The sequence below is a fragment of the Pseudomonas sp. GW821-FHT09E04 genome (genome assembly GCF_059416185.1).
Map to the genome: position 1 here is coordinate 132220 of NZ_JBWKOR010000001.1, position 24199 is coordinate 156418.

The following is a 24199-nucleotide window of genomic DNA, read 5'->3' on the forward strand; positions in this document are numbered from 1 at the left end:
TGCCGCCATGAATGGCGGCGGTGCGGGATTCTCACCAAGAACTCGCGAAACGCCTTTCAGCCGGAGGCAGGAAAAATAAATCTGTCCCCTTTAAGGACTCCTTTAAGGACTCAATGCCTTGAGCTGTCGCGCCAACTCCAGCGCCACCCGACCACTACCCACCGTCGGCAACAGATGCGTGAAGGGAATATCGATGATCCGGTTCTCGCGCACCGCCCGCAGGGTCGACAGCACCGGATCTTGCATCAGCAACTGACGCTTGCGACTGGCCGGCGACCATTGCGCGTCGGCCAGCAGGATCACATCCGGATCACTGGCGAGCAGGGTTTCGCGGCTGACGGTCACCCGGTATTGATTGATCTCGGCGAACAGGTTTCCAGCCCCGGCTGCGGCCAGCAGGGTGGTGACGAAACCCCGTCGACCTTCGCTGTCGAGACCATTGACCTCGCTGTCGAGATAGAACACTGACAGTGGCCTGCCCGGGCGGGTTAACGCCTTGGCCTTTTCCAGATCGGCATCCATTGCATCGCTCAGTTCCCGAGCGCGCTGCTGCTTGTGCAGCAAGGCACCGAGGGTCGAGAGGTCGTTGCGGATGTGTTCGAAGTAATCCAGCGAATGTCCGTTGCAGGCCGATTCCAGCAAGTACGAAGCCACGCCGTTGCGCCCCAGCCCGCTGCGTGACGTCACGCCGTTGCCAAACGCCGTGGCGAAGCCGCCGACCACGAGATCCGGTTTCTGCGCGTACAGCACTTCGCTCGATGGATAGCGGGGCGAAATCACCGGCACGCCGAAGTACTCGGATTGCGGCGCACCGGTGTCATCCAGATAGGCGACGCCGGCCAGCGCCGGGCCCGCGCCCAACGCCAACACGAGATCGGCCGCATGCTGATTGAGGGCGATAATCCGCGACGGTGGTGATGCCGGCAGGTGCCAGGTCTCGCCACAATTGCGGTAATCATCTGCCAGAATCGGAGAAGCGCAGAGCAGGGCGCCCGCCAGAAAGCACAGCGTTCTCACGAGCGCTCCTTGATCAACAGATCCTCGACCACTTCGCCGCCCACCAGGTGCACTTCGACCAGCCGTTGCGCATCCGCGTGGCTGCGCACGCCATACCAGCAGGTCTCCGGATACACCGTCATGACCGGCCCCAGGTTGCACGGGAATTGACAGTGCGTGCGGGTCAGCAAAACCCCGCCCGGTGTCTCGATGCGGTCATGCGCCAGCAAGTGCCGACGCAGGGTTTTCCATATCTGCAAGGCGCCGCGCTGGGTGCAGCGCGGGCCGGTGCAGAGGAATACGTGGCGGGCATGGGCGGGAACATGCGACCAGTCCGGGTGCGTGTCGACGCCGTCGATGGTTTTGATTTCAGCCATCAGAAACGGTACGTGTAGCGCACTTCGGAGGTGAACGGCCGTCCGAGGTTGTCGACGTTGTTCGAGCGGCTGGTGACGTAATCGCGGTCGAACAGGTTTTCCACCAGCAGGCTCAACCGGTGCTGGTGCGCGCCGTCCAGGTAGCGATAAGCGTCGGCGTCCACCACGGAGTAATGGCCGTACTCGACCTGTTTCGAGCTGATCACATCGCGAATGTAGCGGATCGCGCCGCCGGCCCCCCACATCCGGTCAACCGACTCGTAACCGATGCGCGAGCGGGCGAAGAAGCTCGGCACATCGTTCAGCGTCACCCCGGCGCGCGATTCGGTGAGGTTGCGAGTCATGTCCGCTTGCAGGCTCCATTGCTCGTTGAGCGCCAGTTTCGCGTCCGCCTCGAAACCGCGCATCTGGATCCGCCCCTGGCCGTTGACCCATTGGATGTCGTCGAGGGTGATCAGGTCGTCGATCTTGCGTTTGAACAGGGTGACGCTGGCGCTGAACTCGCGATCGAGCAGCAAGCCCTTATAGTCGAGACCCAGTTCGGCATTGCGACTTTTCTCGGGTTTCAGGTTGCGGTTGCCCAACTCGTCACCCGGTTCGTTGACGAACAGTTGCTCGGCGTTCGGCAGTTTGTAGGCGGTGCCGTACTGGCCGCGCAGTGCCCAGTGTTCATTGAGGTCATACAGCGAAGTGAGCATGCCGACCGTGGCGCTGTCGCCGCCGCTCATGGCTTCGTGACGAATGCCGATGCTCGGGTGCCAGTCGGGCAGGGCGTCGATCTGCGGGCGCAACTGGGTGTACAGCGCGTGGGCTTCGGCCTTGTCATTGTCGATGATCAGCACATCGTCCTGACCTTTGAACCACTGGTTGTCCGTACCGAACACCAGCACATGGCCGCCGGGCAATTCAGCTTTGCCTTCGGCCTGCACGCCCCAGTCGGTGAAGCCCCAGTAGTCGTTGTGGTTGATGGTTCTGGTGCCGCCATTGGCGGTGTTGTTGATGCGCGTGTAGCGGGTGTCCCAGTCGTTGATGTGGCCTTTGACGAAATAGCTCAGGCGCTCGTTGATGTTCTGTTCGAAGGTCGCCGTGGCGATCTGCTGGACGCGGTCGTTGGTGGTCTTGTGGTTGTCGACCGGGCGGGCGAAGTCGAGGTTGGCGTCGGCGTATTGGTAGAACAGCTCCATGCGCGCGTCGTCGCCAAAGGACTGAATCGCCTTGCCGCCGAAGGTGGTGACTTCGTAGGCGCGCTTCTTTTCGCTGTCGTTCTTGATGTCGCGATTGCGAAACGGCTGATAGCCGTCCGAGACGTTATGACTGACGTAGGCCAGCAAGCCCAGGTCGCCGAAACCGTTGGTGAAGATGTTCTCGACCCGCGCATCCTCGGTGGTGCCACCGAAGGTATCCACGCCCATGTTCACTTCGCCGGAGGCTTTGCGAGTCTGCGGGCTGCGGGTGACGATGTTGATCACGCCGGACACGGCCTGAGTGCCGAACAGCAGGCTCTGCCCGCCCTTGAGCACTTCGATGCGTTCGATGGCGTTGGCCGGCAGGGTGTCCAGATACAGGCCGCCGTACAGGCGATTGTTCAGGCGCACGCCGTCGAGCAGGATCAGCGTGTCATCGTTGCGCCCGCCCAGCTGGGAATAGGTGCCGTAGTCGAACGGGCCGTTTTTCGGCGCGACATACAGGCCGGGAATGAACATCTGCATGACGCGGCTGACATCGGCGCTGGGGCCGGCGCGCTCGATCTGCTCGCGGGTGACGATCTCGACCTTGCTGCCGAATTGCGCCATGTCGGCCACGGTCGTGGACTCCACGGACGGTGCGGAAACGATTTGCTGAGTGAGTTCGAGCGGCGCGTCGTCCGCCAGCAACAGGGGGCTGAACAGACAGCCAAGCAACAGGGATGGAGCCGGAGTGTTGAAAGGTCGAATCATTATCTTCTCGAAAGGATCTTCGCAGAAGAGCATGCAGGAGAAGGCATCGCGCACACGCCGACACCGGCCCATGCCCGCCCACCGCAGGATTTTGCCAAACAGAATTTCAGGCCGGTCTCCGGGCTTGCGCGTATGGATGCTTTCACCTTCCCATGGCCGTCTGGCCACAGTGGTGTGTCGAAAGCATCACGCGCCTACCGTTGCGGGGGCAGCACCGGACTTGTTCGAAAAGAACGTACCGGTTTCCCGTTTCACCCCATGCACGGCGGCATGGGACACCTGAAACAGGGCGGCATCTGAACATTCGGATGACCGCTCGTCAACTTCGTTGAAGGATGTAAAGCTCCTGCGACGCAGGCGCGAGATTGCGGCAAACCCTGATAATTGAATCACTGAAGTTCTGGTTCTAGTGAACGTTCGAGAGCATAAACACCGAGATAATCCCCGCGCCGAGTACAAACATCATTATGAAGATAATGTTCAGTTTGAGCCGGTTTGAACTTTCGAGTTTATTGAGCCTGACGACCAGGTCGTCCACTTGGGCCGAAGTTGCCAGTCCCTTTACCGCATTGGCCAGCGCTTGCGGGGAGATGGAGTTGTCCGGTTTATTTTCCATAGGGTGGGTTTTTAATCGAATTTCACCCTTCACCTTGGCCAGTCTGAGGGCAACCGCGACCACCAGAAGAGGTGTTGCCATTAATTGAAGGAGTTTCAGGTACCGTTCGTAGACGTAGGCAGCGTATTGCGTTTTGTGTAATGCCTGAGCCTGTTCCTCGTAATCGGCGTAGGCCCGTTTGAAGCGCTTCACTTGTTCAACGATCAGCGGATCGGAAAATCTTTCAGCCTCTGGAAAAACGCTGTCGTAATTCATGAAAACGTTTCTGTCTACTTTAGTGTCCACGCGGTTTACAGGACGAATTTTTTGAAACAGATCACAGGCGCTAGCGAGCTGCTGGGCTGATTCGCGCTCCAGTACGTCGTCTTTTTTCACTGAAATTGGCAAGCAGATTCTGGCATCGCTTAACTCGTCTGCTGCGATATTCAGGGACTGGGCAGAAAGCTGACCAAAGGTTTCTTCCACTCTCAGGTTTGAAAGCTTTGAGTCCAGGCCAACCTGGATAAATTGAAATATGAGGCCCATCGAGCCCGCGATGATCCAGGCGTAATCAACTCTTTTCCAACCAATGTCATTCAGCCGGCTTGGCAATAAACGGCTTTGCCAAACGAACAACCCGCAAAAACAAATAAACAGACCCAGAATTCCGAGAATGGCGTAAGCCGAATACTCGAACATTTCTTTGATCAAAGATAACTCCATGTCGTGCTCTTTTTTCAGTGAAATATCAATTGGTTTCGCGGGCGCTTCAGACAGCCGTCACGTGCGCCTTGCCTTGTTGTACAAACCGCTCGATCAACCACCGCGCCGCCGGCCCCGGTGGCACATCGGTACGGTAGATCGCATCGAAGGTGTATTGCCCGCTGGTGTACTCCGACAAATCCAGCTGTACCAGTCGGCCGCTGTCCAGATCCTCCTGAATCATCGGCTTCGGCATATTCCCCCAGCCGATGCCCTCGCGCAGCAACATGTGTTTGGCACCCAGGTCCGCCAGGCGCCAGGTGCGGTTGCTCAGCACGGCGAACTCCCTGTCTTTGGTCAGGCGTGAGCGATCGGACAGCACCAGTTGCGTATGCTCACGTCCGGCACCGGGAACGTTGGCTTCGCCCGAAGCCAGCGGATGATTTGGCGCTGCCACCGGAATCAGCTCGACGCTGCCGATGCCGATTCTTTCGATGCCGTTGATGCCGTCGTTCATGGGCCCGCTGACGCCGACCACCGCGCCGCGATTGATCACCCGTTCAGTCACTGCGCCGAGTGCTTCCATGTGCAGGTGCAAGGCGACGGTGGGGAATTCTTCCCGAAAGGATTTCAGCGCATCCACCACGCGCTCGGCGGGCAGCATGACGTCGAGCACCACATGCACTTCGGCTTCAAGTCCCTGAAGGAGGCCTTTGACCTTGGCTCTCAAGCCATGCACGCCGTTGGCGATGGTCCGGGCTTCGGCCAGCACGGTGCGGCCGGCGTCGGTCAGTTGCGGTTTGCGGGTGGTTTCACGATCGAACAAGGTGACGCCCAATTGCATCTCAAGGTTGGCGATCGAGTAGCTGATCACCGACGTCGCCCGGTGAAGCTTGCGCGCAGCGGCTGCAAAACTGCCGACTTCGACGACAGTCAGGAATACGCGCAGTTGATCGAGTGTCGGTGTGCCTGGATCGGAGATCATGCCTGTGTCCTTGAGTCGCCATGGGCGCGTTACCGTGGAATATGCAGCTTACCTATTTTATCGAACGTAATGATCTAAATTAGTCGGCTATTCAGATGAGCTGCCGAGGCGCAACATTTCTTCATCCGGACGGTTCAAGTCGAACCGGACCCCATTGAAGGAAATACTCCCATGGCTACTTCTGCAAACATCGCTCAAACACAGGCTTCTGAACAGAACGCTTCCGACACCAAACAAGCTTCGGCTGCCTTGATTGGTCGCGTATTGCTCAGCGTGATTTTCATTCTCTCCGGTTTTTCCAAACTCGCCGCGCCGGCCATGATGATCGGTTACATCGGCTCGGTGGGCCTGCCGCTTCCACAAGTGGCGCTGGCAGTGGCGATCATCGTTGAAGTCGGTGGTGGCCTGGCGTTGATCGCCGGATACCGCACCCGCACCGTCGCCGCTGTGCTGGCTGCGTTCAGCGTGTTCACCGCACTGGCCTTCCACAGTGCACTGGCTGACCAGAACCAGTTCATCCACTTCTTCAAGAACATCGCCATGGCCGGTGGCCTGTTGCAGGTCGTGGCCTTCGGTGCCGGCCGCTTCAGCCTCGACGCTCGTCGCGGTTGATACCCGAGCGCGGTGAAGGACAGGCTCCTTCACCGCGCTTCAGCATTTTTTTGTTGGCCGCACCCCGCGACAGAACCGAGTAATCATCATGACCGTTCAGCAACAACTTTCTGGCTATACCCGTGAGACCCATACCCTCCGAGCAATCCGTTATCGCACCAGCGGCAGTGGGCATGGCGCGATCGTGCGACTGATGAGCCCTTCGGATCTGGGGCATCTGATCAAGCCGTTTGTGTTTCTCGATCTGTTTGAAGGCGAGGCCTCGTTCATTCACGGCATGCCGATGCATCCGCATTCGGGGATCGCCACCGTGACGGTGATTACCGAGGGCAACCTGCGGTTTGAGGACGCCGAGTCGGGCAAGGGCATGATTGATTACGGCGGCGTGGAGTGGATGCGAGCGGGCGGCGGCGTCTGGCACGGCAAGGAAATGTCGGTGGGTACTTCGGAGCGGGTTCAGGGCTTTCAACTGTGGGTGGCGCTGCCTCCAGAGCTGGAAAACGCCAGTGTCGACAGCCAATACCTTGAGTCCGGCGCGATGCCTGAAGTGGGGCCGGCGCGGGTGATTCTCGGCTTGCACCAAGGCGTCCAGAGCCCGGTTAGAGCGCCTGCGGGAATGAATTACTTGTTGGTCACGCTGGGTGCCGGGGAATCCTGGACGTACACCCCACCCGAAGGTCACGAGTCGTTATGGCTGAGTGTCAGCCGTGGATTGCTGGCGGCGCCGGATCTGGTCAGCGCGGGTGAAATGGCGGTCTTCGAACCTGGCAACGGCGCCGTGACGCTAAAGGCCATGCGCGAAGGCACGGTGTTCGTGATCGGCTCGGCGCAACCACATCCCTATGACCTGGCGCTGGGAAACTACTCCGTGCACACCAACCCGCAAGCCTTGCGAGAGGGGGAGGCGAAGATTGCGGAAATCGGTGGGCGGTTGCGTGAGTATCTCAAACAGTCGGACGGGTCGGCTGCCGTGCCGGTGTTCAAGTAAACCGGATCTGGCCTGAGAATTCACTCAGGCCATGTATCCCTCGACACCATCCCACAACAGTTTCAGCGCTGTGACTACCAGCAAGCCATAACAGGCGCGGTACATCTGGCGCTGATCCAGTCTGGCGTGCAGCCGCCAGCCCAGCCAGACCCCGCTGGGTACGGCGAGCAGGCTGACGAGCATCAGCGTCAGGACGTTGCCGCTGGGTTTGGCCAGCAGCAGCCAGGGTACGGCTTTAAGCAGATTGCCGACCGTGAAAAACAGGCTTGTCGTTCCGGCATACATCTGTTTGCTCAGGCCCAGCGGCAACAGATAGATCGCCAGCGGCGGCCCGCCGGAGTGCGCGACCATGGTCGTGATGCCCGATGTAAGGCCGGCGGCCAGCGCTTTGGGCGATGAGCGCGGCTTCACGCGGACTTCTCCACCCGCCTTGAACCACAAACCGACAAACAGCAGGGTGACCACCGCCATTACGATGGCGATCGCTCGGTGATCCAGCACCCGAAAAAGCAGATAACCCAGGCCGATGCCGACGACCAGTCCTGGTACCAGCAGGCGCAGATCCGGTTTCGACCAGGTTGAGGGCTTCCAGTAGCGCAGACTGAACAAGTCCATGGCGACAAACAGCGGCGCCAACAGCCCGCCAGCCGTGATCGGGTCCATCACCAACGACAGCAACGGAATCCCGACAATCGCAAAACCACCGCCGAACGCCCCCTTCATGAAGCAGATCAGGAACACGCCGGCGAAGGTGACGAGGAGGGTGGTGACGGTCAGTTCCAAGGTTTTCGCTCACTTCATGAGGGCGGGAAATGGCCTTAATTTCGCTCATGATCTGCGCGGTTAACAGTTACAGTTTTGAGGTTATTCCGTGGGCCAGTTGCCGGGCGGATCATGGGTTTGAACCCAGATCGATACTGTGGTCATTGGATGCGGGTCGAAGCTTCGGCTTCGGGCATGTGGAGCGCAATCCATCGATGTGCTCCATCAACCCATCAGGAATGTTCTGCCACATCGGATCAAGTATGAAATCAACGCCTTCGCGGCGAGCCATCTTCGCCGCCGGTACAAAGTCTGCATCACCCGCAATGAGGACGATCTGATCGACTTGTTGCTTGAACGAAAGTGATGCGACATCGACGCCGATTCTCATATCAACCCCCTTTTGTCGGGTGTCTATGCTGACGTCGGTTTCTGTCAGGTCGGATATCTGAATTTTGCCTTTGAGCAGTTCGGCGATTCTTGAGGGTTTGATTGTCCATTTCACATCTTTCGATAGATGTCCCAGCCGCAGGGCCAGTTTGCGTTTGCTTCGCAACCGAATATGTAGCTCTCTACGAAAAACCGCTTCTTTGGATTTGGAAAAATCCACGAATTTTTTCGTTATGGGGTTGTGCTGCTTTGTGTCCAATGGAGGGCAGTCGTAGAAAAATATTCTATAAAGCTCTTTTCTGGGACGTTGCTGCGGCCCTGAAGGCAGGCCACTTTGACCAGAGAAGGCTCTGGACATCAGGTGAGCTGTTGCCCATCGGTGTACCAGATCGGCAGCGCGTTCGGCATTGAATGCGTTGTGAGGTTCTATCCTTCGAAATCGCTTGATGAAGTAGGCACCGTCAACCAGAACCGCTGTGGGCATACGTTCTTCCTGAAAACAAAAACGCCCAAGGGTTTGGCACGTCCTGGATGGTTAGGACGGCTTACTGCCTTGGGCGGGATGTGGGTAGGTTAGGGAGCGATGACGGTGCCGTCAATCGCGCCTTCTTTGTTTTGATCAAGGCCTGCCCATCAGTCTTGAATGTGCTTTTCATTCTGTCGATGAGCAGGGACCGGGGGAAAGATAAAGCCTAAGGAATTGGCCCACAAGCCAGCACTTTCTGACGTATTTGTAGGTTTTTGCGCAAGGGCTTGTAGCTTGAAGGAATGGGGTATGACTGTTTTGAACGGTCAATATCAAAACACGCAGTCGTACAGATTGGAGTATCTGAAATAAAGGGGAAAAGTTGATGCTTGAAGACATCCTGACCGAAGGCCTGTCCGTAGTGTTCTGCGGGATCAACCCTGGCCTGTTAGCGGCGGAGCAGGGGCATCACTTCGCCGGACGAAGCAATCGCTTCTGGCGCACGTTGCACCTGGCTGGGTTCACACCGCACGAGGTGAGCCCTGAAAGCGATCGTACGATCCTGCAATTTCATTGCGGGTTGACCGCCGTGGTCGAGCGTCCGACGGCCCGGGCGGATCAGTTATCGGCGGACGAATTCACCGCCGCCGCTGCGAATTTCGAACGCAAGATCGCCCGGTATTCGCCGCGCTTCGTGGCGTTTCTCGGCAAGGCTGCCTATGCCGGGTTGTCCGGGAAAAAGTCGATTGAATGGGGGCTGCAAAACACCCCGTTTGGCGGTGCGGCAGTGTGGGTTCTGCCGAATCCCAGCGGCCGCAATCTGGCGTTCAACCAGGAACAACTGGTGACGGCGTATCGACAGCTTTACCTGTCATCGAGCGAAACCACATAAGCACGAAACATGTCGGCCATCGCCTCCGCACGCGCGGTGATTTCGTCGTCAGTACGCGGGCTGAGTGAGAAATCCTTCCCCACCGAACTGAGTGTGGCCAGGATCAGATCGCAGGCCAGCGTACGAGTGGATTCGCTTGCCTCGGGCAGCAATTCAACCATGAACGCCTCAAAGGTTCGCTTGCCCGCCGCCCGTACTTCATGGGCCTCGGGCGCATCACGATAAAGCGGCGCCGCGTCACTCAACGCACCGCGCATCTGCGCCTCCTCACACTCCGAACGGATAAACGCATGCACCAGCGTGCGCAGACGATCCAGTGGCGATGCTTCCCGATTTTGCAGAATCCGCTGCAGCATCTCCGTTGTTTGCAACCACTCATCACTCTGCAACCGAAACAGAATCGCCGCCTTGTTCGGGAAGTACTGATACAGCGAGCCCACGCTCACGCCAGCCTTCTCCGCAACCCGCGCCGTGGTGAATCGGGCCGCGCCTTCCTTGGCCAAAACCTGAATAGCCGCCTGCAGAATCGCGGAAACCAACTCGGCGGAGCGGGCCTGTTGCGGCTGTTTGCGTGAGGAAATACGGGCAGTCTGGCGGTCAGTCATGGTCGGCTCAGGCGTGAAGAGGGAATGCGAATAGCGAATCGGGCCATTCGCTCGCATCATTTAAACGCGACGAATCATTCGCATTTTAGCCCTCAACTGACGGAAAACCACCTATGACAACGTTGACTACTGAGCCACTGGCAACTCTGATCGAACGCCTCTACACCCAGGCCAGCGCCGCCACCAGTCCGCTCCTGAATACCGTGTCCAATGAAGAACGTGAACGCCTGATGCACAGCAAAACCGAGTACCGCGAGCTGTACGGCATGCTCAAGGACCTGTGGCTGCCTGTCTCCCGCGACACCGGCAAACTGCTGTACATGCTGGCCCGTAGCACCCAGGCCAAAGCCATTGTTGAGTTCGGCACCTCGTTCGGCCTGTCGACCCTGCACCTGGCAGCGGCCCTGCGGGACAACGGCGGCGGTGTGCTGATCGGCAGCGAATTCGAACCGTCGAAAATCGAACTGGCGCGGCATCACTTCGTTGAGGGTGGCGTCAGTGATCTGATTGAAATCCGCGAAGGTGATGCACTGGTGACCTTGGCGAGCGACCTGCCGGAAACGGTCGATCTGTTGCTGCTCGATGGCGCCAAGGCGTTGTATGGCGATGTGTTGAATCTGGTTGAAAAACACCTGCGACCTGGCGCGCTGGTGGTGGCCGACAACACCGATTACTGTCCGGAATACCTGGCCCATGTGCGCTCGCCGGAGAACGGTTACCTCAGCGTGCCGTTTGCCGATGACATTGAAGTGTCGATGCGGTTGGGCTGAGCGGTGGCATCCGAAATGCCGCGAGGGTGCGTGTTGCTTTAGAGGCGGACCTTCGAGGCATTTTTCGGTTTGATCTTTCATGCGTGCGACAGGATTCGTCTATCGTCATGAAGATCAACACATGGCCAGGATCAGGGAGCTGATCATGAATCGTCAGGACGACCTCAACATCATCTGGAAGCGAATATTCTGGATTTTCATAGCCCTGTTGTTGCTGGCGATTGCCGTCACTTACAGTCTGCCCGACTACAAAGTGCCCTTTATCGTTTGTATCGCCGGGAATATCGGGGGCTACGTAGGGTTTCACAGACGACTGTCGATACTGACCGATCCGGAAATCGAAAACCTCGCCAAGTCATGGTTCGCTTTGATACTGCCTTCATTCATCGGCGGGATACTGGCGGGGCTGTTGTATCTCCTGTTCCTTTCCGGCGTTATCAGGGGCGATCTGTTTCCGGTGATCGTTCCGGACGACGATCCGAAATGTTTGAAGCAAATCTTCAATGATATTTTTTGCCAACATGCGGAAGGGTACGCGGCCTACGCCAAGTTGCTGTTCTGGTCATTTGTGGCGGGCTTCAATCAGGACTACGTCGTTGACCTGATTGAAAACATAAAAGGCACCGACAAAAAGACTGACCAAGGCTGAAGGGTACTGTTGCCCGGCTTAGTGCTGCTTTTTTGAAATGACATCGTTCATGTACTGATTCAAATCGCGAAAATCGCTGACGCTCCAGGCGTGCGGCGGGATCTTTACACCATTCTCGCGCAAGGTTTTTGGAATCAGGTCGCCGTTCGGGCGAAGGATGATCGAGGACACGATCACGCCCGGGTAATCATTCAGCCGCTTCTTGAAGGCAGGTGTTGTCAGATCAGGTGTCGGAGGATTGCTTTTATGGGCCAATGGCCCGGTTCCCTTGATATCGGGTCCGTGGCACACGGCGCATCTCTGTGAGTAGAGATTCTTTCCGTTGAGGTTGTCCGCAAAGGAAGGGCCTGTTTGAGTGAGTAGCAAAATGGCCAGTAAAGAGAAGACTGATGTTTTCATTTTTATAGGTCGATATTGATGGGTTTTGACGATGAAACGCTTCACTCGCTTCAGAAGTTGACGCGAATGACGGATAGCTACCCGCCGCTGTAATGAATGAGCAGGGCGATAAAAACCACAAAAGGTGTGTACAGCACCAAACCGCCGACGACGAGTGCCCAGCCCCAGGCAAAACCGCTTTCACCCTTGAAACGGCCGCCACTCAGCAGGCGCAGCACGAAAACGCCAACCTTGTAAGCCAATACGTTGAACAGGAAGTCCACGATGAAATCCATTTTTGGTCCAGTGCCTCCCTGGGTGCTCATATTTTTACAATCTCTCTCACAGACCAATTCGTCATTGCTGTCATAGCAGATAACTCCCGCTTTTGGTCCACTTCGAGCGGTGCCGACCGGCTGTGTTGGGTCGTTTTCTTCTGTCTCGCGGCGGGCAGAAGATGGCCGATAGCTGTCCACACTCATTAGCCCTTTGCAGGCATTTAGTCACCCGACTTGCCAGCGCAATGCCACGGAACTTCTTGGAACGCTTCGCTAGTGGTCAGTATTGAACCGAGCTCATAAATGAGTTGCCTATTGAGAGTGGCATTATCGGAACACTGGTCGGCTTCTCCGAACGTGCTCCAAGAGTCGCTATCAATTCGAACAGTTCCAAACTTGCTTTCTAGATGGGAGTGGGATGCCCAAATGCCATGCTCAGTGGTGCTGACTGAGAATCCCAATGGCGCCAGTACCAGGCGGAGCGCCTCCTGGAACCCAATATCCGATGGCTGTGGATAGAACTCAATTAGCAGTTTGTTGCTGCCATAGCCTTGTCTAATCGCGAAAGCGTACATGACCGTCCTCTTGAAGTATTTCGAGCACGTTGCACCGTCTGGAGTGAAAAAAGGGGCATGATTTGTTATTTGAAAAAAACCAGTTCCCTTTTAAGTGCTTATTCCGACTCACTCAGCACGCTGTGCCCCAAACAGAACGGGAACCGCATCCAGAAAATGAAACAACTCGGGCACCTTGGTGTTCAAGCTTCGCGAACCATCATCTTCCTCACTGATTGCGAAGTTGCCACTTTCGAGCTGATCAACCAGCCATTCCATAAACGCAGCGACGGAGGTAGCCACAACGTATTTATCTTCTTCGTCGCTGCCAAAATTGATGACCTGACCCACGATTCCGCGCGGGCCTGGGTCCAGATCAACGCCGAGATGGTTGCCGCCGTAGTCGTAGGCGAAGGGAATCCAGTATCGGTTGGCGTACAACGCCTGGACAGCGTCGGGCGTTCCAGACGTGCAGAAGGCGCTCCCCTCGGTCATTTCTTCGGGCGACCACTCATCGATAATGTCTTTCCAGGATTCCCAATTCTCTCTGGCCTTTGCCAGTGACAGAAACTCAAGACCATAGAAAAGGCCTGAGTTCGTAGCACCGCGTTGCCCGTCATGCCACTTGTAGAGATCCTTCAGGCTGTCTGGAAAAGGCCTGCCAACCAGGTTTTCGAACTCGGCGATTGCAGCGTCCGAACATCCCGGCGCCAAATCTTCACGTATTTCAGGAATATTGGTTTCCAACCATTTTTCAAGTCGTTCCATCACTGCTTTCATTGAAGCTTCCCGGCATAAAAACGTGCACGCTAACGTAGCTTGAGGCTTTGTGAAAGGCCGGAACATCCATCGGATGCCCGGGCAATTCCTCGTGCTCCGTCAAATGCTCAACAACGCTTTGGCGAATTGACTGACCTGCTCAGGCGTCACTAAAAAAGAGCCATTCATCTGCCAATCGCAGGCGTCATCGGACGTGGAGCCCAGGTACACACGCAAGTAAATAAACCCGGGAAAGAATGGGTCCAAAGTGGCGGACAAAGAAAAGTCCTGGCTTTCAGAAAGCCAATCTTGATCGACCCCCACCTTAATCTGCGCAACCGACGCAAAAAACGCGTCAAGCGGCTGCTGGATATCCGCAGAAAATTTCTCCGACGTTATTTCTGCCTGCATCGCAGTGCCAGTGAGGCGAACCTGAATACAGCCCGACCGACCGCGTGGGCATGGCAGGATGGTCATCGTCAGCCCATCGTGTTGACTTAATTCTGCTGGCATTGCTTCTCCGTTATTACCGTTCAATCCAGGATTTTACTGAGCATACTTTCCTTGGAACTCGTGAACTCGCTTGCTGAAAAGCAGATAGTGAGCGCCGCGCGCCAGAAGCACTGCAGCAGCAATCAAGACAGCGCTCATATAGATGCTGCTATCGATGATCTCTATGGCAGTGCCGAGAGCGCCCTGAGCCGCAATGGCGCATACGATCGCCAGAATATTGCAAGCAATCACACTTCCGTAGAAAGCAAAAAGCGAAACAGTCAATGAAAACGCTACATAGCCCAGGTTGTTTGATGCAGGCCCAAACAGGATTGGCCATACAGAATAGGCGACATACAAAGTGATAATGAGCGCAAGAAAGGCGGGTGGTCTTTTCATGTCTGGATTAGCTTTCGTCCGATTTGAATGCTGGCAAAAAACGCCGGAATACTAGCCATATTTTCAGCCGCTGTCGTTACGCGTTCTAACCGATCTTATTCCAGAACGCCTCGGCCGATACCTGTCAATTGAAGGGCGCTCACGCTATCGTGGCTCCGAACAATCAACAAAAAGGCTACAACAGGATGAAGCCCCTGGACCTGACGCGTTTCGACCTCAACCTGTTGGTGGTGCTCGAGGCGCTTTGGGCCGAAAGACACGTCGGTCGCGCCGCCGAACGATTGCACCTGTCCCAGTCCGCCACCAGTCACGCCTTGTCGAGGTTGCGTACTGCTTTCGATGATCAGCTGTTCATCCGTCATCCCCGTGGTATTGCCCCGACGCCGCTGGCCACCGAGCTAATGCCGAGAGTCGCGGCGGTGCTTGAGTCGGTCAGGCTCGTCGCCAGTCCTCGTGGCTCGTTCGATCCCAGTCGTTTACAAGCCGAACTCAACGTGGCGGCCACCGATCACGCGGTGTTGACCGTCATCGTTCCGGCACTGGCCCGGATTCAGGCCGCCGCGCCCGACGTGGTGTTGAAACTCAGGCCGGCCGATGGCGAATCCGCTCTGCGCCAACTGGACGCCGGCGAGCTGGACATCGTGCTGGGCTCGGGCTCTTTCGCCCAGATCCCGCAGCGATTTGATTGTCAGCTCATCCATCAGGAACGTTTCGTCGGCATCGCGCGCAAGGGCCACCCGGCGCTGGTCAAGCGCGGCAAGAAATTGCACATGGAACTGGATGACTTCGTGCGCCTGCCGCACATCTTGGTTTCGCCACGCGGCGATGCTCGGGGCGCCGTCGACGAGGCGCTGGAGAGCCTCGGTCGGACTCGCAAGGTGAGTGTCACTTGCCCGAGCTTTCTGGCCGTTCCGTTCATGATCGGCGCGTCGCAATCCATCGCCGTGGTGGCCGAGCGCGTCGCCTTGCAGCTGCAAGAGACCGCGCAACTGAGCCTGTTCGAACTGCCCTTGGCGCTCCCCACCTGGGAGGTGCTCGTTGTTCGAGCACGTGGGCGCGCCAACGAGCCCGCCATCGAGTGGATCACGAACATGATGATCGCCGACTGAGGCTTTATGAATCTGGTGCATCAACAGGCTGTGTAAAAGCCATTGGATCGCCTGCGTCGGTCTTCCTAGAGTTCGGTTGTCGTTCATTCAACCCGCCAGGAATACCCCATGCGCACAGAGCCCACTTTGGTCATGATCCCGTGCTTCGCCGGGGCCCCGTGGCAGCTGAACCAGATGACCCACTTGCAGAACCGCCCCCTGCGCACCCTGCGTTTGCCGGACGACGTGTGCGAGCTGGAAGCATTGGCCAATTTCATCACCGACCAGGTGAAAGACCTTGAAAGCTACGTGCTGGTGGGTGATTCCTACGGCGCAGTGTCCTCGATCGCGGTAGCAGCTCGGCAGCCGAAAGGCCTCAAGGGGCTGGTGCTGTCCGGCGGTTTTGCCAGGAGCCCGATCACCTCGCCCTGGCTCAAGACCCTGGCAGCCCTTGCACCATTCTTCCCAGGCCCGTTCTACCGGCAGATGACCCTGCGCATTCACGCCGCGCAATTGGCGTCGGCGTTCGACAGGGAAGGGGAGATCCCTTGGTCAACCAGCAAGAGCCGCGCCTTCTTCATCAAGGAAACGTCCCACAAGGCCTACATCAACCGCATGCGCTCGATCGAGAACGCGGACTACACGGCGCTGCTGAAAAAGATCGACGTGCCCACACTGATTCTGACGCCCGAGGAAGACAAACTGATCGGCAAAGACGCCGCAGGCGTTCTCCTCAACGGCATCAAGGGTTCGCAGGAAGTCATCCTGCTGCGCACCGGGCACATGTTCAGGTTCTCGCATCCAGGGGCGTATTCGCTGGAGATCAAAAGGTTTCTGGAGCGGGTGTCACTTTAGGTTCATGCAGCAAGACATGATCCGAGTGCCAGAGCAAAGGATGGCCCGAGTTTACTGACCGTGAGGTGTGGCCCGCCGCAACCTGCCGCTCAAACGCAAGCCATCGCGCACATTCAGCCCCATCAGCGTGAGATTGACGGCCCCTGCGATGAGTTCGATGACCTGTACGATGTAAAACCACATGTCGAATCTTCCAGTGGCCGCCCATAGGTTGAGCGCAATTGCGCACGGTACAAGCACCAACAGGCCATTGGCGGAAATGAACGGCATACGTTTCTTCTTTGAGCCCACCAGGCGTCCTTGCCGTGATCGGCTCAGCAGCATTCCGCTCGCCCCGGCCAGCACCATCGTCGGGATCAGCACCCAAAGTCCGGGGCTGACGATCAGGTGCTTGAGCTGGGCGATCGACTGCCGGGCTCCCATGGTTTCGACAAGAATCGTCGATAGAAAGAAAGTGGCGATGCAAAACAGTGCCAGCATGCTGGCGGTCAAGTGGAGTCGTTTCAGCATTTATCGAATACCGTCAGTCAATTGGGCGTTACTCAAGCGGTACAGATGTTCGGCACCGCGACCTTGGTAAACAGATGCGGCATGGCCATGGCGCTGGAGGGGTAACGGTTCAGCTAGAAAGCATGATGACCTCCAGTTTGTAAACATGATGACAATGTGGTGCAAGGTGTCGAAACTCTAGTTAATTGACACCATGGTGTCAATGTGGAAAGGTTCGCACCATGAAGAAGCCAAACCACACCCCCGCTGGGCGCGCGATGACTGATCTGGTCCTTGAACTCTTTCGAGCAAGTGCACGAATGATCACGGCAGGCGATCGCCTCGTAGCAGAAATAGGTCTCACAAGTGCCCGCTGGCAGCTCCTGGGAACGATCGTCAATGCCGATCGGGCGCAACCCGTTTCATGGATTGCTCGCGACATGGGTGCGAATCGCCAGAACGTTCAGCGGATCGTCAACGATCTCGTGAAGGATGGACTGCTGGAGTTTCAGCCGAATCCTCACCATCGCCGAGCGCAGCTGGTTGTGCTGACGGATGCCGGAAGAGAAGCATTCGAACGTGCGATGAAACTTCAAGCGCCCTGGATCAACACACTTTCGGAGGGGCTGGACGTCGATGACATCCAGACGACCCACAATGTGCTGAACCAGCTCCGTAACAGGCTTGAGGAAGACCAAAGGGACTAACCCGCCGATATTCGGAGTCCAATGCGAATCGACATAGCGCTGAGAGAGGACGTATTTATTTTTCCGGAAATAGATACGTCCCCTTTTTACTATGCGGCACTTGCCGACAACAACTGTGCGCCTTTGCCAACTCAAGCAGTCAGCGAACATCCAGAAAACGATGACGAGATTGGCCAGCAGAGAAGTAAATCAAAGCCTTGGTCAGTCCGCATCACACCGCGTTTATTTCGCGTCAACTGATCGCACGTTGACACCATAAAGCCATCTCCTATTGTTCTCCGCAGACCGCATCCAGGGACCGGATGAGCCGGACAGCCTTTGCGGGCGCGGTCGTTTATGCCATTCCAACAAGGAGCAGCAAAATGTCCAGTGCGACCAATACTTATGACGTGCTCGTCAACATCGATGCCGATTACCTGATTGCCCATCCCAACGACGTCGGCGGTGCGATTTCCATGCTGGTGACGCGCGATGCCGTCGATCCGCATGCCAGCGGCAGCACCGGCGAAGGCGGCAACGAGTTGTGGATCGATGTCAAAACCGGCGACAACATCCGCTGGCGTGCCACCACGCTGTCGCGCAACTTCGACCGCATCGCACAGATCAAAAACGTCCAGCCAGGCGACCCGCACCAGGGCGGCGATTACAAAGGCACCATCTCGACACCGGTCTCTTTCAACGTGCCCGGTGTGGTGATCTATCTGAACAAGGGGGCTCCCGGCGGTATTTCCAAAACCGATGTGACGTACAGCCTGTGGCAAGCCACTGCTCTGAATCCAGGAAAACTCTGGTACACCATCAACTTCGCTCTGTACGACCGTGACCTTAACCAGATTGGCACAGACCACACCTGGGATCCCTACATCACCGTCAATAACCAGTAACTGAAAAGCCAAAAGCCCGGCTAGATACTCTTCGTCAGTGACGGAGGTATCTGGCCGGGCTTTTTATTGACTTTCGTTAGTCTCGTTCAGGGAATGTTGGGGCGCGTAATGCTTGAATAGTCCTCGCCGTGGGCTAGGCTCAAATTCAACTTTCCAGAGAGCAGGACTTCATTTTCAGCATTCGCGTGCTTTCCGGACTGGAGCCAAAAAGAACAACTTCACTAAAGGGTTACCGATGGATCGATATGATGCCCCGCTTGTTGTAGAGCGCACTTGGCGGGCAGGCATGTTGAAGGGATTGATTACAAGAAATCCATGCCTGAGCATTTTCTTCATGACACTGGCCGTGTTCATGGTGTTGCAGTACAAACCCGCTGTTCTCAACTACACAACACGCTTTGTCGACTTCGCCGATTACATGCTGGCGAACGGCGTCACGCTGTTTCCCATTGCCGACGACCTCAAACCTTATCCCGACTATACGGTCCTCAACACCTTACTGGTCTATCTGGCTTCCTTGCCGTTTGGTCGTGTCTCCATTCTTTCAATGGGGCTGCCTTCCTGCATTGCCGCCTCCCTGATGCTGGTGTTCATTTATCGGCTGGGGGCGTTGCACAGCAAGAAGTGGGGCGCGTATGGCGTACTTTTCAGCCTGTTGACCTGGGCCTTTCTGGACGGCGTGAACTCACTGGCACTTGATATCTATCCGGCCCTGTTCACGTTGATCTGCTTCTACGTTGCCTATTCGGCCGAGTTGAAAAAAGACCCGCGTCGCCTGGTGTTTCTGTTCGTCGGGCTGGCACTGGGTTTTGCGTTTCGTGGGCCTATCGGCTTGATCGGGCCCGCCTGTGTCATCGGGGCTTTTTACTTCCTGAGCCGCCAATGGCGCATGTTGCTGCTGTTTTCATTCCTCTCGGGCCTGATTCTGGCCGCTGGGGTTGTGCTGCTGGCATGGGCCGCGTACTTGCAAGGGGGGCAAGCGTTCCTCGAAGACGTGCTGAACATGCAGGGCATCGGACGCTTCGGCTCCGACCACGCACCGCGCTATTACTTCTACTTCTCCGCAGGCCTGTTTACCTACGGCTTCACGGTGTTTTACGCCATCAGCGTGATTCTGAAGAAGTACAAATTGTTCTTCAGCTCGACCCGCGATAAAGACATCGACCTGCTGCTTTATCTAACTGGGTGGCTGTTGGTACTGCTTGTACTGTTCACCATTCCAAGCTCCAAGAAAGCACGCTACATACTGGCAATCACCCCGGCCATTTCCTTGTTGGCCGCCTACCTCTTTGTCAGCCATGAAGCAGCATTCGTGCGCGCCAAAAACGGCTTGATGCAGTTCTGTCTCAAGTTGCCAGTGTTGGGTTTGGGTCTGCTGTTGTCGGTGCTGGTGTACAACAACTTCGCCGAAGTCCCATTGCAGCCCAACTACCTGGGCGCAGGCCTTGGACTGTTTGCGCTGTTGAGCTTCTACCATGCCAAGCGCGAGTACTTCGCCGAGCATCGCTACCGTGAGTTCATGACGCTGTCGTTTGGGGTAGGGGCCTTTCTGATACTGGATATGTTCTTCTTCAACCCAATCACCTACCACCTGGAGCTCATGATCGAGCCCACGCCGAAGTTTTTGCCGTATTGGTTTTGGTGAAGTGGCAGGAGGATTGAGGCGTTTTAAAGTGCCTCAATCCTTCTCAGGACATTTGAAGCCCCAAGAATAAATCTTCATGTCTTTGACCTCTTCCCCGACAGTCGCCACGCCCAGACAGACGCCGTTCCTGACGTAGTTGAAACTGCAGAATTGAAGACCAACCGTGCACGACTCGACTTCAGTGAAGCCTTTTCTCTGGAGGATGTTTTCGACCCCGTATTCACCTGTGTAGGTCGGGTTCGGCTTCCAGCCGTTTTTGATCAAGGCCTTTCGGGCGTTTACAAAGGGCATGTGTTCTTTGATCGGGACGTCCGTTGCGTGGGACAGGGGGCTGATGCAGCAGAGAAGGCTGATGAGGAGTGGTTTTATTTTCATTTAATGGTTCTGACAGAGCCTCTGTGATTTTTCCCGATTGCATTCAAAGTCTGGAGGAGATTTCCTTCCAGATGTAGTCGTAGTTGTATTTCAGCCAACGAACCAATGCCTTATCGAACTGCCTGCGAAACCAGTTACGTTTTCTTGCTGCCAGCCTTTCCTCTATTGAGGCTCTGAGTGAGTCAGGATCGAAGCCTGTCCAGACAGTGGGCAAGACTGCTGCAATATTGGTGAAGCACACGGGCGCCACTTCTGAATAAAGGATCTCGTACAGCACATTAGGAGCGACGTCTTTGACCTCCCGCGCGATGTAGTCGTAATCGGTTGGAAAGTGATTGAACGGCTCAGAAAGGGCGGCTCTGATCTTTGTCAGTTGCGGCTCAGTGAGAAAATGTCCCAAAGCGAAAATTCCTCCGACGAGCGACCGCTTTTTTGGATTGATCCGAATCGGGCGACGTTGTGCTTAGGTGTCTTCAGTGAAGAGGGAAACGTTGATGTAGAAATACTTTATTTCTGACCACGAATCCCGTTTGTCTATTGGCGTCTCTTCGGACCCCATACCCAGCATGTACCCCAGATGTGTTCTTTCGTCGCGATAGAAAAGCGGCGCTGAATCCCATCCGCAACAGATGTGCTGAAGCTTTGGCAGACCGAAGCTCTGATTCATGTATCGCTCAGCTTCAAGTGCATCAAGGCCTTTTACTCGGTAGCGAGCAACGAAAGGTTTTCCTTGTATGTTGTTGTCCTGGGTGCACTCCAGAAGCTCAACAAACTCAGGTTTGTCGCTGAGTTTTGCTAGAAAGTCCTCACAGTGCGGTTCGGCCTTTGCGCAACCGGCCAAGACAAATAGCACTCCGAACAAGAGCCCAAGGAACAACCGTTTCATCTATTTCTCCATGACCCCATTTCTCCTAAGACCCCCGCGCAGCACCAGGGCTATTCAACGAGACTTCACCGAGTGAGCGAAGCGAATGGTATCCGAGCCTGACGCAGTCATGGACGCTCATGATGCAACATTCTGAAAACTGAACGGGCGTTAGACAACCCACACAAATCGCGCTGTAGAAGCAGCCACCGACTGCTCCCACAGCATTCGACCGATTACGCCACTTCGACGTGATCCAGCGCCTGATTCACCGCCAGCTCGGCAATCATCACCACTTGCGCGATACCCAGCGCCGTCTTGCGGTTCGAGGGATCGAGCAGGGCGGCGAAGTTACTGAGCATCTCGCTCGCAGAGCTCAAGGTTTCGCTGGCATTGGCCAGCAAGCATTCGGTGTTGTACTTCGGATTGGCCAGGTACATCCGCTCGGGCTCGTTGCAGGACGACATGACCCCGGCGGCGGGAAAGAGGTAGTGATCCAGCGCACGCTCGGCGGCGTCGTGGAGTTTTTTGGAGTTGGGGGATTCGTAGGGGGAGGTTGGGTCGGTTTCGGGTGGGTTGGGTGTTGGTTTGATCATGGTGAAACTCCTTGTGTCGCGATAAGGAGCCATCACCCACTCGCTACCAAACGATGGGGTGGCGGCCATACGCAGGTTGGTAGACCGGGACACAAGGAGACCGGCGCACTCGAAAGTGCCCTGTGCATGGCCACCATAGAACCGAGACGATTGACCGCCGCGATGGTGTGCTCTGCATCTTGTGTTTGTCTCGGGCTACCAAACCCGATCACTATTTTTCAGTGACCGGGAAACGATAAGACCCGCGTCGTAGACACACAAGCCGGCGGATTCTGGCGTAGTCGTAGGCAAAGACGCAAGGCGTTGTAGCCTTGGGGAAGTTACGGCAGGTTGCTTTAAACGTGGCCTGTTTAAGCGCTCAAAGCCTGGAGGGGATTGCCTTCAAGATATACCGTAGTTATATCGCGGCCTCAAAAATTGCGCTGGAGTCACGCTAACATTCCACCGAGACCTTGGTCATCAGACTGAGACATTACCTCTGCAATTCGAAAAAATAATTTGATGGAGTTTGGTCGACCGGATTTGCATTCAAACCGAAACGCTTTCGCGCTATCGGATGCCATGGTCTACATTGGATTGGTGAAAGGAGGCCACCTTGGCGCATGAGGAGGCTTCATCTATAAAATGGGGCGGAGTGTGTTATGGCTGATGAGAAAAAGAAGGGCTATCCGAAAATTCCGATGAGTAATTGGTTTCTGCTACGGGATAAATTTAAGCAGCGAACTCCGGAAAAGGTGACGCCGAGCTATATTGCATCAGCTCTAACTATGGGGGAGAGATCCGCTAGTGCTAATATCATTCCTCCCCTTCGTGCTTTCGGTCTGATTGATGACTTGGGGAAACCAACAGATCTGGCTTATGAATGGCGGGATGACAATAAATATCCGTCAGTGTGCAAAGCTATTCTCGAGGGAACTTATCCTCGGGAGTTGCTCGATTTGTTTTCAGAATCAAGTGCTAGTTTGAAGGATGTTGCTGCGTGGTTCGCTCGAGATGCCAAGGTTGGAGAGTCTGCGGCAAGAGCTTATAGCGCAACTTACATGATGCTAATAGAGGCGGACTTGACGCGCGCGAAAGAAAAAATAACGCAGTTAAAGTCCAGTAATGGTGTTGCTAAATCTGCTAAAGCCTCGGTGAGTTCTTCAAGTAAAGCCATCAAGCCAACCAAGAGTGAGCCGTTGGCTCAAACGCAAGATCCTGCTGAAGAAAATGTTAATAATGCGAGGGAAAAGCGCGGTTTTAGTCCAAAATTGCATGTGGATATTCAGATTCATATCTCACCTGATAGCAGTCCTGAACAAATCGATAAAATTTTCGAAAGTATGGCCAAGCACTTGCCACTTATGGGCTAATTGAATGAGTACCGAGCGTGTTCTACAAAATATTCGTCAACTAAGAGACAGTGTGAGAGAGAAAAATCCTCCACCCGAAGAGGGGGCGCCGAGCCCTGAAGAGCCTGTAATTTATTTTTCTCTTGTTCGTAACACACGGGGATATCTAGAACGCTTAGTGCACCAGATTAACGGTTCATACGAACACGGTTGGTACGATGCTTCAGCGGTAATGATACGCCGCCTAGTCGAGACGTTGATAATTGAGGTTTATGAGAAGTACGGATTATCTGACAGCATAAAGACCTCGCAAGGGGACTTCTTTTATTTGCGAGATCTCATATCTGCTCTTACCGCGCAGAAGCAATGGAATCTTAGCAAGAATGCTAAAACAGCGCTCCCGCGACTTAAAGATGTCGGAGATATGTCCGCGCACAGTCGTCGATTTATTGCGCAACGGCAGGATATTGACAGAATGATGACTGATCTGCGAGTGATCGTGCAGGAGTTGACGACGTTGGCGGTGCTAAAGTAATTAACCAAAAATTATGTTTGGTAGTTTGGGGGAAAAAGGGGACTGATTTATTTCTTAGAAAATAAATCAGCCCCCTTTACTGCTAATCGATCGACTAGGGATAGTGTTCACAATGGATGATCGAAGTTGTTCGAGCTTACGATACCTAGAAAAGCGCTTGCAGTTGCTGGATACTCCCGATGGCGCCCCAGGTGGTATTACACGAGCATATGTGCCCGATGGAAGAGCAAGTACAATGCATGA

Annotated in this window: 30 protein-coding genes and 1 riboswitch; of the genes, 12 read left to right on the plus strand and 18 right to left on the minus strand. The window is 55.6% G+C overall.

The genetic code is table 11. From position 1 onward, the window contains the following. Window positions 1–102 precede the first annotated feature (102 nt). The 5 genes from AC07N4_RS00680 to AC07N4_RS00700 all read right to left on the minus strand — a co-directional run bounded on the left by AC07N4_RS00680 (window position 103) and on the right by AC07N4_RS00700 (window position 5592). Window positions 103–1017 carry an ABC transporter substrate-binding protein gene (locus tag AC07N4_RS00680; RefSeq protein WP_493064691.1) on the minus strand — a complete coding sequence of 305 codons (915 nt, stop codon included), beginning with the start codon at window positions 1015–1017 and terminating at the stop codon, window positions 103–105. Further along, entirely contained in the window at window positions 1014–1373 is a 360-nt protein-coding gene (locus AC07N4_RS00685) for a (2Fe-2S) ferredoxin domain-containing protein (RefSeq protein WP_096821730.1), read from the minus strand. Before AC07N4_RS00685 ends, AC07N4_RS00680 begins: the two co-directional genes overlap by 4 nt. Further along, a complete protein-coding gene (locus tag AC07N4_RS00690; RefSeq protein WP_493064692.1) occupies window positions 1373–3310 on the minus strand; it encodes a TonB-dependent receptor plug domain-containing protein in 1938 nt (645 codons plus the stop codon). The genes AC07N4_RS00685 and AC07N4_RS00690 overlap by 1 nt, the downstream gene beginning before the upstream one ends. Window positions 3311–3402: 92 nt before the next feature. After that, a riboswitch (cobalamin riboswitch) is annotated at window positions 3403–3608 on the minus strand. Window positions 3609–3716: 108 nt separating this feature from the next. Next, entirely contained in the window at window positions 3717–4628 is a 912-nt protein-coding gene (locus AC07N4_RS00695; RefSeq protein ID WP_102621605.1) for a hypothetical protein, read from the minus strand. A gap of 46 nt (window positions 4629–4674) precedes the next feature. Continuing rightward, entirely contained in the window at window positions 4675–5592 is a 918-nt protein-coding gene (locus AC07N4_RS00700) for a LysR family transcriptional regulator (protein WP_102621604.1), read from the minus strand. Window positions 5593–5763: 171 nt separating this feature from the next. Between AC07N4_RS00700 and AC07N4_RS00705 the strand changes: the two genes are divergently transcribed. Both AC07N4_RS00705 and AC07N4_RS00710 read left to right on the plus strand, forming a co-directional pair. Continuing rightward, window positions 5764–6204 (plus strand): DoxX family protein, encoded by a 441-nt coding sequence (locus AC07N4_RS00705; RefSeq protein WP_096821733.1) that lies wholly within the window; start codon window positions 5764–5766, stop codon window positions 6202–6204. Window positions 6205–6292: 88 nt separating this feature from the next. Continuing rightward, window positions 6293–7192: a pirin family protein gene (locus AC07N4_RS00710; protein ID WP_096821734.1), complete on the plus strand. Its 900-nt coding sequence runs from the start codon at window positions 6293–6295 to the stop codon at window positions 7190–7192. A 24-nt stretch (window positions 7193–7216) separates the two neighbouring features. Here AC07N4_RS00710 and AC07N4_RS00715 read toward each other — a convergent pair whose 3' ends face one another. Together AC07N4_RS00715 and AC07N4_RS00720 are read right to left on the minus strand one after the other, a co-directional pair. Continuing rightward, window positions 7217–7975 (minus strand): sulfite exporter TauE/SafE family protein, encoded by a 759-nt coding sequence (locus AC07N4_RS00715; protein ID WP_273539444.1) that lies wholly within the window; start codon window positions 7973–7975, stop codon window positions 7217–7219. 109 nt (window positions 7976–8084) lie between these two features. Then, the gene (locus AC07N4_RS00720; protein WP_102621601.1) at window positions 8085–8828 is read right to left on the minus strand and encodes an NYN domain-containing protein; all 744 of its coding nucleotides are present in this window, start codon (window positions 8826–8828) and stop codon (window positions 8085–8087) included. Window positions 8829–9195: 367 nt separating this feature from the next. On the opposite strand from AC07N4_RS00720, the gene mug reads away from it, so the two are divergent. Then, the gene (gene mug / locus AC07N4_RS00725; protein WP_493064693.1) at window positions 9196–9702 is read left to right on the plus strand and encodes a G/U mismatch-specific DNA glycosylase; all 507 of its coding nucleotides are present in this window, start codon (window positions 9196–9198) and stop codon (window positions 9700–9702) included. Here the strand turns inward: mug and AC07N4_RS00730 are convergent. After that, the gene (locus AC07N4_RS00730; RefSeq protein WP_493064694.1) at window positions 9675–10307 is read right to left on the minus strand and encodes a TetR/AcrR family transcriptional regulator; all 633 of its coding nucleotides are present in this window, start codon (window positions 10305–10307) and stop codon (window positions 9675–9677) included. The two genes, mug and AC07N4_RS00730, sit on opposite strands and share 28 nt — an antisense overlap. A gap of 113 nt (window positions 10308–10420) precedes the next feature. On the opposite strand from AC07N4_RS00730, the gene AC07N4_RS00735 reads away from it, so the two are divergent. Together AC07N4_RS00735 and AC07N4_RS00740 are read left to right on the plus strand one after the other, a co-directional pair. Further along, entirely contained in the window at window positions 10421–11077 is a 657-nt protein-coding gene (locus AC07N4_RS00735; RefSeq protein WP_493064695.1) for an O-methyltransferase, read from the plus strand. A gap of 145 nt (window positions 11078–11222) precedes the next feature. Continuing rightward, the gene (locus tag AC07N4_RS00740) at window positions 11223–11726 is read left to right on the plus strand and encodes a hypothetical protein (RefSeq protein ID WP_096821828.1); all 504 of its coding nucleotides are present in this window, start codon (window positions 11223–11225) and stop codon (window positions 11724–11726) included. Window positions 11727–11744: 18 nt separating this feature from the next. Here AC07N4_RS00740 and AC07N4_RS00745 read toward each other — a convergent pair whose 3' ends face one another. The 5 genes from AC07N4_RS00745 to AC07N4_RS00765 all read right to left on the minus strand — a co-directional run bounded on the left by AC07N4_RS00745 (window position 11745) and on the right by AC07N4_RS00765 (window position 14586). Then, the gene (locus AC07N4_RS00745; protein ID WP_096821740.1) at window positions 11745–12125 is read right to left on the minus strand and encodes a c-type cytochrome; all 381 of its coding nucleotides are present in this window, start codon (window positions 12123–12125) and stop codon (window positions 11745–11747) included. Between the two features lie 77 nt (window positions 12126–12202). Continuing rightward, entirely contained in the window at window positions 12203–12586 is a 384-nt protein-coding gene (locus AC07N4_RS00750) for a hypothetical protein (protein WP_273536273.1), read from the minus strand. A 479-nt stretch (window positions 12587–13065) separates the two neighbouring features. Beyond that, entirely contained in the window at window positions 13066–13716 is a 651-nt protein-coding gene (locus AC07N4_RS00755) for an SMI1/KNR4 family protein (RefSeq protein WP_493064696.1), read from the minus strand. A gap of 99 nt (window positions 13717–13815) precedes the next feature. Then, on the minus strand, window positions 13816–14208 hold the full coding sequence (locus tag AC07N4_RS00760) for a hypothetical protein (RefSeq protein ID WP_096821744.1): 393 nt from the start codon (window positions 14206–14208) through the stop codon (window positions 13816–13818). A 33-nt stretch (window positions 14209–14241) separates the two neighbouring features. Continuing rightward, the gene (locus AC07N4_RS00765) at window positions 14242–14586 is read right to left on the minus strand and encodes a hypothetical protein (RefSeq protein WP_102621595.1); all 345 of its coding nucleotides are present in this window, start codon (window positions 14584–14586) and stop codon (window positions 14242–14244) included. Window positions 14587–14735: 149 nt separating this feature from the next. Between AC07N4_RS00765 and AC07N4_RS00770 the strand changes: the two genes are divergently transcribed. After that, on the plus strand, window positions 14736–15695 hold the full coding sequence (locus AC07N4_RS00770; protein WP_493064697.1) for a LysR family transcriptional regulator: 960 nt from the start codon (window positions 14736–14738) through the stop codon (window positions 15693–15695). Window positions 15696–15803: 108 nt separating this feature from the next. After that, on the plus strand, window positions 15804–16529 hold the full coding sequence (locus AC07N4_RS00775) for an alpha/beta fold hydrolase (RefSeq protein ID WP_493064698.1): 726 nt from the start codon (window positions 15804–15806) through the stop codon (window positions 16527–16529). A 51-nt stretch (window positions 16530–16580) separates the two neighbouring features. Here the strand turns inward: AC07N4_RS00775 and AC07N4_RS00780 are convergent, their stop codons facing one another. Continuing rightward, window positions 16581–17039: a hypothetical protein gene (locus AC07N4_RS00780; protein WP_493064699.1), complete on the minus strand. Its 459-nt coding sequence runs from the start codon at window positions 17037–17039 to the stop codon at window positions 16581–16583. A gap of 221 nt (window positions 17040–17260) precedes the next feature. Between AC07N4_RS00780 and AC07N4_RS00785 the strand changes: the two genes are divergently transcribed. From AC07N4_RS00785 to AC07N4_RS00795, 3 genes are all read left to right on the plus strand, one after another. After that, window positions 17261–17725, plus strand: a complete 465-nt coding sequence (locus AC07N4_RS00785) for a MarR family winged helix-turn-helix transcriptional regulator (protein WP_176504876.1) — start codon at window positions 17261–17263, stop codon at window positions 17723–17725. A gap of 362 nt (window positions 17726–18087) precedes the next feature. After that, window positions 18088–18609 (plus strand): AidA/PixA family protein, encoded by a 522-nt coding sequence (locus AC07N4_RS00790; RefSeq protein WP_493064700.1) that lies wholly within the window; start codon window positions 18088–18090, stop codon window positions 18607–18609. Window positions 18610–18943: 334 nt separating this feature from the next. After that, window positions 18944–20254 carry an ArnT family glycosyltransferase gene (locus AC07N4_RS00795; RefSeq protein ID WP_493065189.1) on the plus strand — a complete coding sequence of 437 codons (1311 nt, stop codon included), beginning with the start codon at window positions 18944–18946 and terminating at the stop codon, window positions 20252–20254. A 33-nt stretch (window positions 20255–20287) separates the two neighbouring features. On the opposite strand, the gene AC07N4_RS00800 is transcribed toward AC07N4_RS00795, so the two are convergent. From AC07N4_RS00800 to AC07N4_RS00815, 4 genes are all read right to left on the minus strand, one after another. Continuing rightward, on the minus strand, window positions 20288–20629 hold the full coding sequence (locus AC07N4_RS00800) for a hypothetical protein (protein ID WP_493064701.1): 342 nt from the start codon (window positions 20627–20629) through the stop codon (window positions 20288–20290). A gap of 43 nt (window positions 20630–20672) precedes the next feature. Next, window positions 20673–21029, minus strand: coding sequence for a DUF7079 family protein (locus AC07N4_RS00805; protein WP_493064702.1), 357 nt, complete (start codon window positions 21027–21029; stop codon window positions 20673–20675). A gap of 63 nt (window positions 21030–21092) precedes the next feature. After that, a complete protein-coding gene (locus tag AC07N4_RS00810; RefSeq protein WP_493064703.1) occupies window positions 21093–21515 on the minus strand; it encodes a DUF4952 domain-containing protein in 423 nt (140 codons plus the stop codon). Between the two features lie 215 nt (window positions 21516–21730). Next, window positions 21731–22090, minus strand: a complete 360-nt coding sequence (locus AC07N4_RS00815; RefSeq protein WP_096821752.1) for a DUF6124 family protein — start codon at window positions 22088–22090, stop codon at window positions 21731–21733. Window positions 22091–22731: 641 nt separating this feature from the next. On the opposite strand from AC07N4_RS00815, the gene AC07N4_RS00820 reads away from it, so the two are divergent. Beyond that, on the plus strand, window positions 22732–23442 hold the full coding sequence (locus tag AC07N4_RS00820) for a DUF5343 domain-containing protein (RefSeq protein WP_493064704.1): 711 nt from the start codon (window positions 22732–22734) through the stop codon (window positions 23440–23442). Between the two features lie 4 nt (window positions 23443–23446). Beyond that, window positions 23447–23956: a DUF4145 domain-containing protein gene (locus tag AC07N4_RS00825; protein WP_493064705.1), complete on the plus strand. Its 510-nt coding sequence runs from the start codon at window positions 23447–23449 to the stop codon at window positions 23954–23956. The last annotated feature ends 243 nt before the right edge of the window (window positions 23957–24199 follow it).

Bases quoted from the DNA above. Each gene is read 5' to 3' on its own strand.
- AC07N4_RS00825 (WP_493064705.1), top strand. From the start codon at position 23,447: ATGAGTACCGAGCGTGTTCTACAAAATATTCGTCAACTAAGAGACAGT.
- AC07N4_RS00790 (WP_493064700.1), top strand. From the start codon at position 18,088: ATGTCCAGTGCGACCAATACTTATGACGTGCTCGTCAACATCGATGCC.
- AC07N4_RS00710 (WP_096821734.1), top strand. From the start codon at position 6,293: ATGACCGTTCAGCAACAACTTTCTGGCTATACCCGTGAGACCCATACC.
- AC07N4_RS00740 (WP_096821828.1), top strand. From the start codon at position 11,223: ATGAATCGTCAGGACGACCTCAACATCATCTGGAAGCGAATATTCTGG.
- AC07N4_RS00785 (WP_176504876.1), top strand. From the start codon at position 17,261: ATGAAGAAGCCAAACCACACCCCCGCTGGGCGCGCGATGACTGATCTG.
- AC07N4_RS00700 (WP_102621604.1), bottom strand. From the start codon at position 5,592: ATGATCTCCGATCCAGGCACACCGACACTCGATCAACTGCGCGTATTC.
- AC07N4_RS00775 (WP_493064698.1), top strand. From the start codon at position 15,804: ATGCGCACAGAGCCCACTTTGGTCATGATCCCGTGCTTCGCCGGGGCC.
- AC07N4_RS00780 (WP_493064699.1), bottom strand. From the start codon at position 17,039: ATGCTGAAACGACTCCACTTGACCGCCAGCATGCTGGCACTGTTTTGC.
- AC07N4_RS00815 (WP_096821752.1), bottom strand. From the start codon at position 22,090: ATGATCAAACCAACACCCAACCCACCCGAAACCGACCCAACCTCCCCC.
- AC07N4_RS00705 (WP_096821733.1), top strand. From the start codon at position 5,764: ATGGCTACTTCTGCAAACATCGCTCAAACACAGGCTTCTGAACAGAAC.
- AC07N4_RS00755 (WP_493064696.1), bottom strand. From the start codon at position 13,716: ATGAAAGCAGTGATGGAACGACTTGAAAAATGGTTGGAAACCAATATT.
- AC07N4_RS00730 (WP_493064694.1), bottom strand. From the start codon at position 10,307: ATGACTGACCGCCAGACTGCCCGTATTTCCTCACGCAAACAGCCGCAA.
- AC07N4_RS00745 (WP_096821740.1), bottom strand. From the start codon at position 12,125: ATGAAAACATCAGTCTTCTCTTTACTGGCCATTTTGCTACTCACTCAA.
- AC07N4_RS00800 (WP_493064701.1), bottom strand. From the start codon at position 20,629: ATGAAAATAAAACCACTCCTCATCAGCCTTCTCTGCTGCATCAGCCCC.
- mug (WP_493064693.1), top strand. From the start codon at position 9,196: ATGCTTGAAGACATCCTGACCGAAGGCCTGTCCGTAGTGTTCTGCGGG.
- AC07N4_RS00760 (WP_096821744.1), bottom strand. From the start codon at position 14,208: ATGCCAGCAGAATTAAGTCAACACGATGGGCTGACGATGACCATCCTG.
- AC07N4_RS00695 (WP_102621605.1), bottom strand. From the start codon at position 4,628: ATGGAGTTATCTTTGATCAAAGAAATGTTCGAGTATTCGGCTTACGCC.
- AC07N4_RS00820 (WP_493064704.1), top strand. From the start codon at position 22,732: ATGGCTGATGAGAAAAAGAAGGGCTATCCGAAAATTCCGATGAGTAAT.
- AC07N4_RS00750 (WP_273536273.1), bottom strand. From the start codon at position 12,586: ATGAGTGTGGACAGCTATCGGCCATCTTCTGCCCGCCGCGAGACAGAA.
- AC07N4_RS00685 (WP_096821730.1), bottom strand. From the start codon at position 1,373: ATGGCTGAAATCAAAACCATCGACGGCGTCGACACGCACCCGGACTGG.
- AC07N4_RS00690 (WP_493064692.1), bottom strand. From the start codon at position 3,310: ATGATTCGACCTTTCAACACTCCGGCTCCATCCCTGTTGCTTGGCTGT.
- AC07N4_RS00810 (WP_493064703.1), bottom strand. From the start codon at position 21,515: ATGAAACGGTTGTTCCTTGGGCTCTTGTTCGGAGTGCTATTTGTCTTG.
- AC07N4_RS00720 (WP_102621601.1), bottom strand. From the start codon at position 8,828: ATGCCCACAGCGGTTCTGGTTGACGGTGCCTACTTCATCAAGCGATTT.
- AC07N4_RS00795 (WP_493065189.1), top strand. From the start codon at position 18,944: ATGACACTGGCCGTGTTCATGGTGTTGCAGTACAAACCCGCTGTTCTC.
- AC07N4_RS00735 (WP_493064695.1), top strand. From the start codon at position 10,421: ATGACAACGTTGACTACTGAGCCACTGGCAACTCTGATCGAACGCCTC.
- AC07N4_RS00765 (WP_102621595.1), bottom strand. From the start codon at position 14,586: ATGAAAAGACCACCCGCCTTTCTTGCGCTCATTATCACTTTGTATGTC.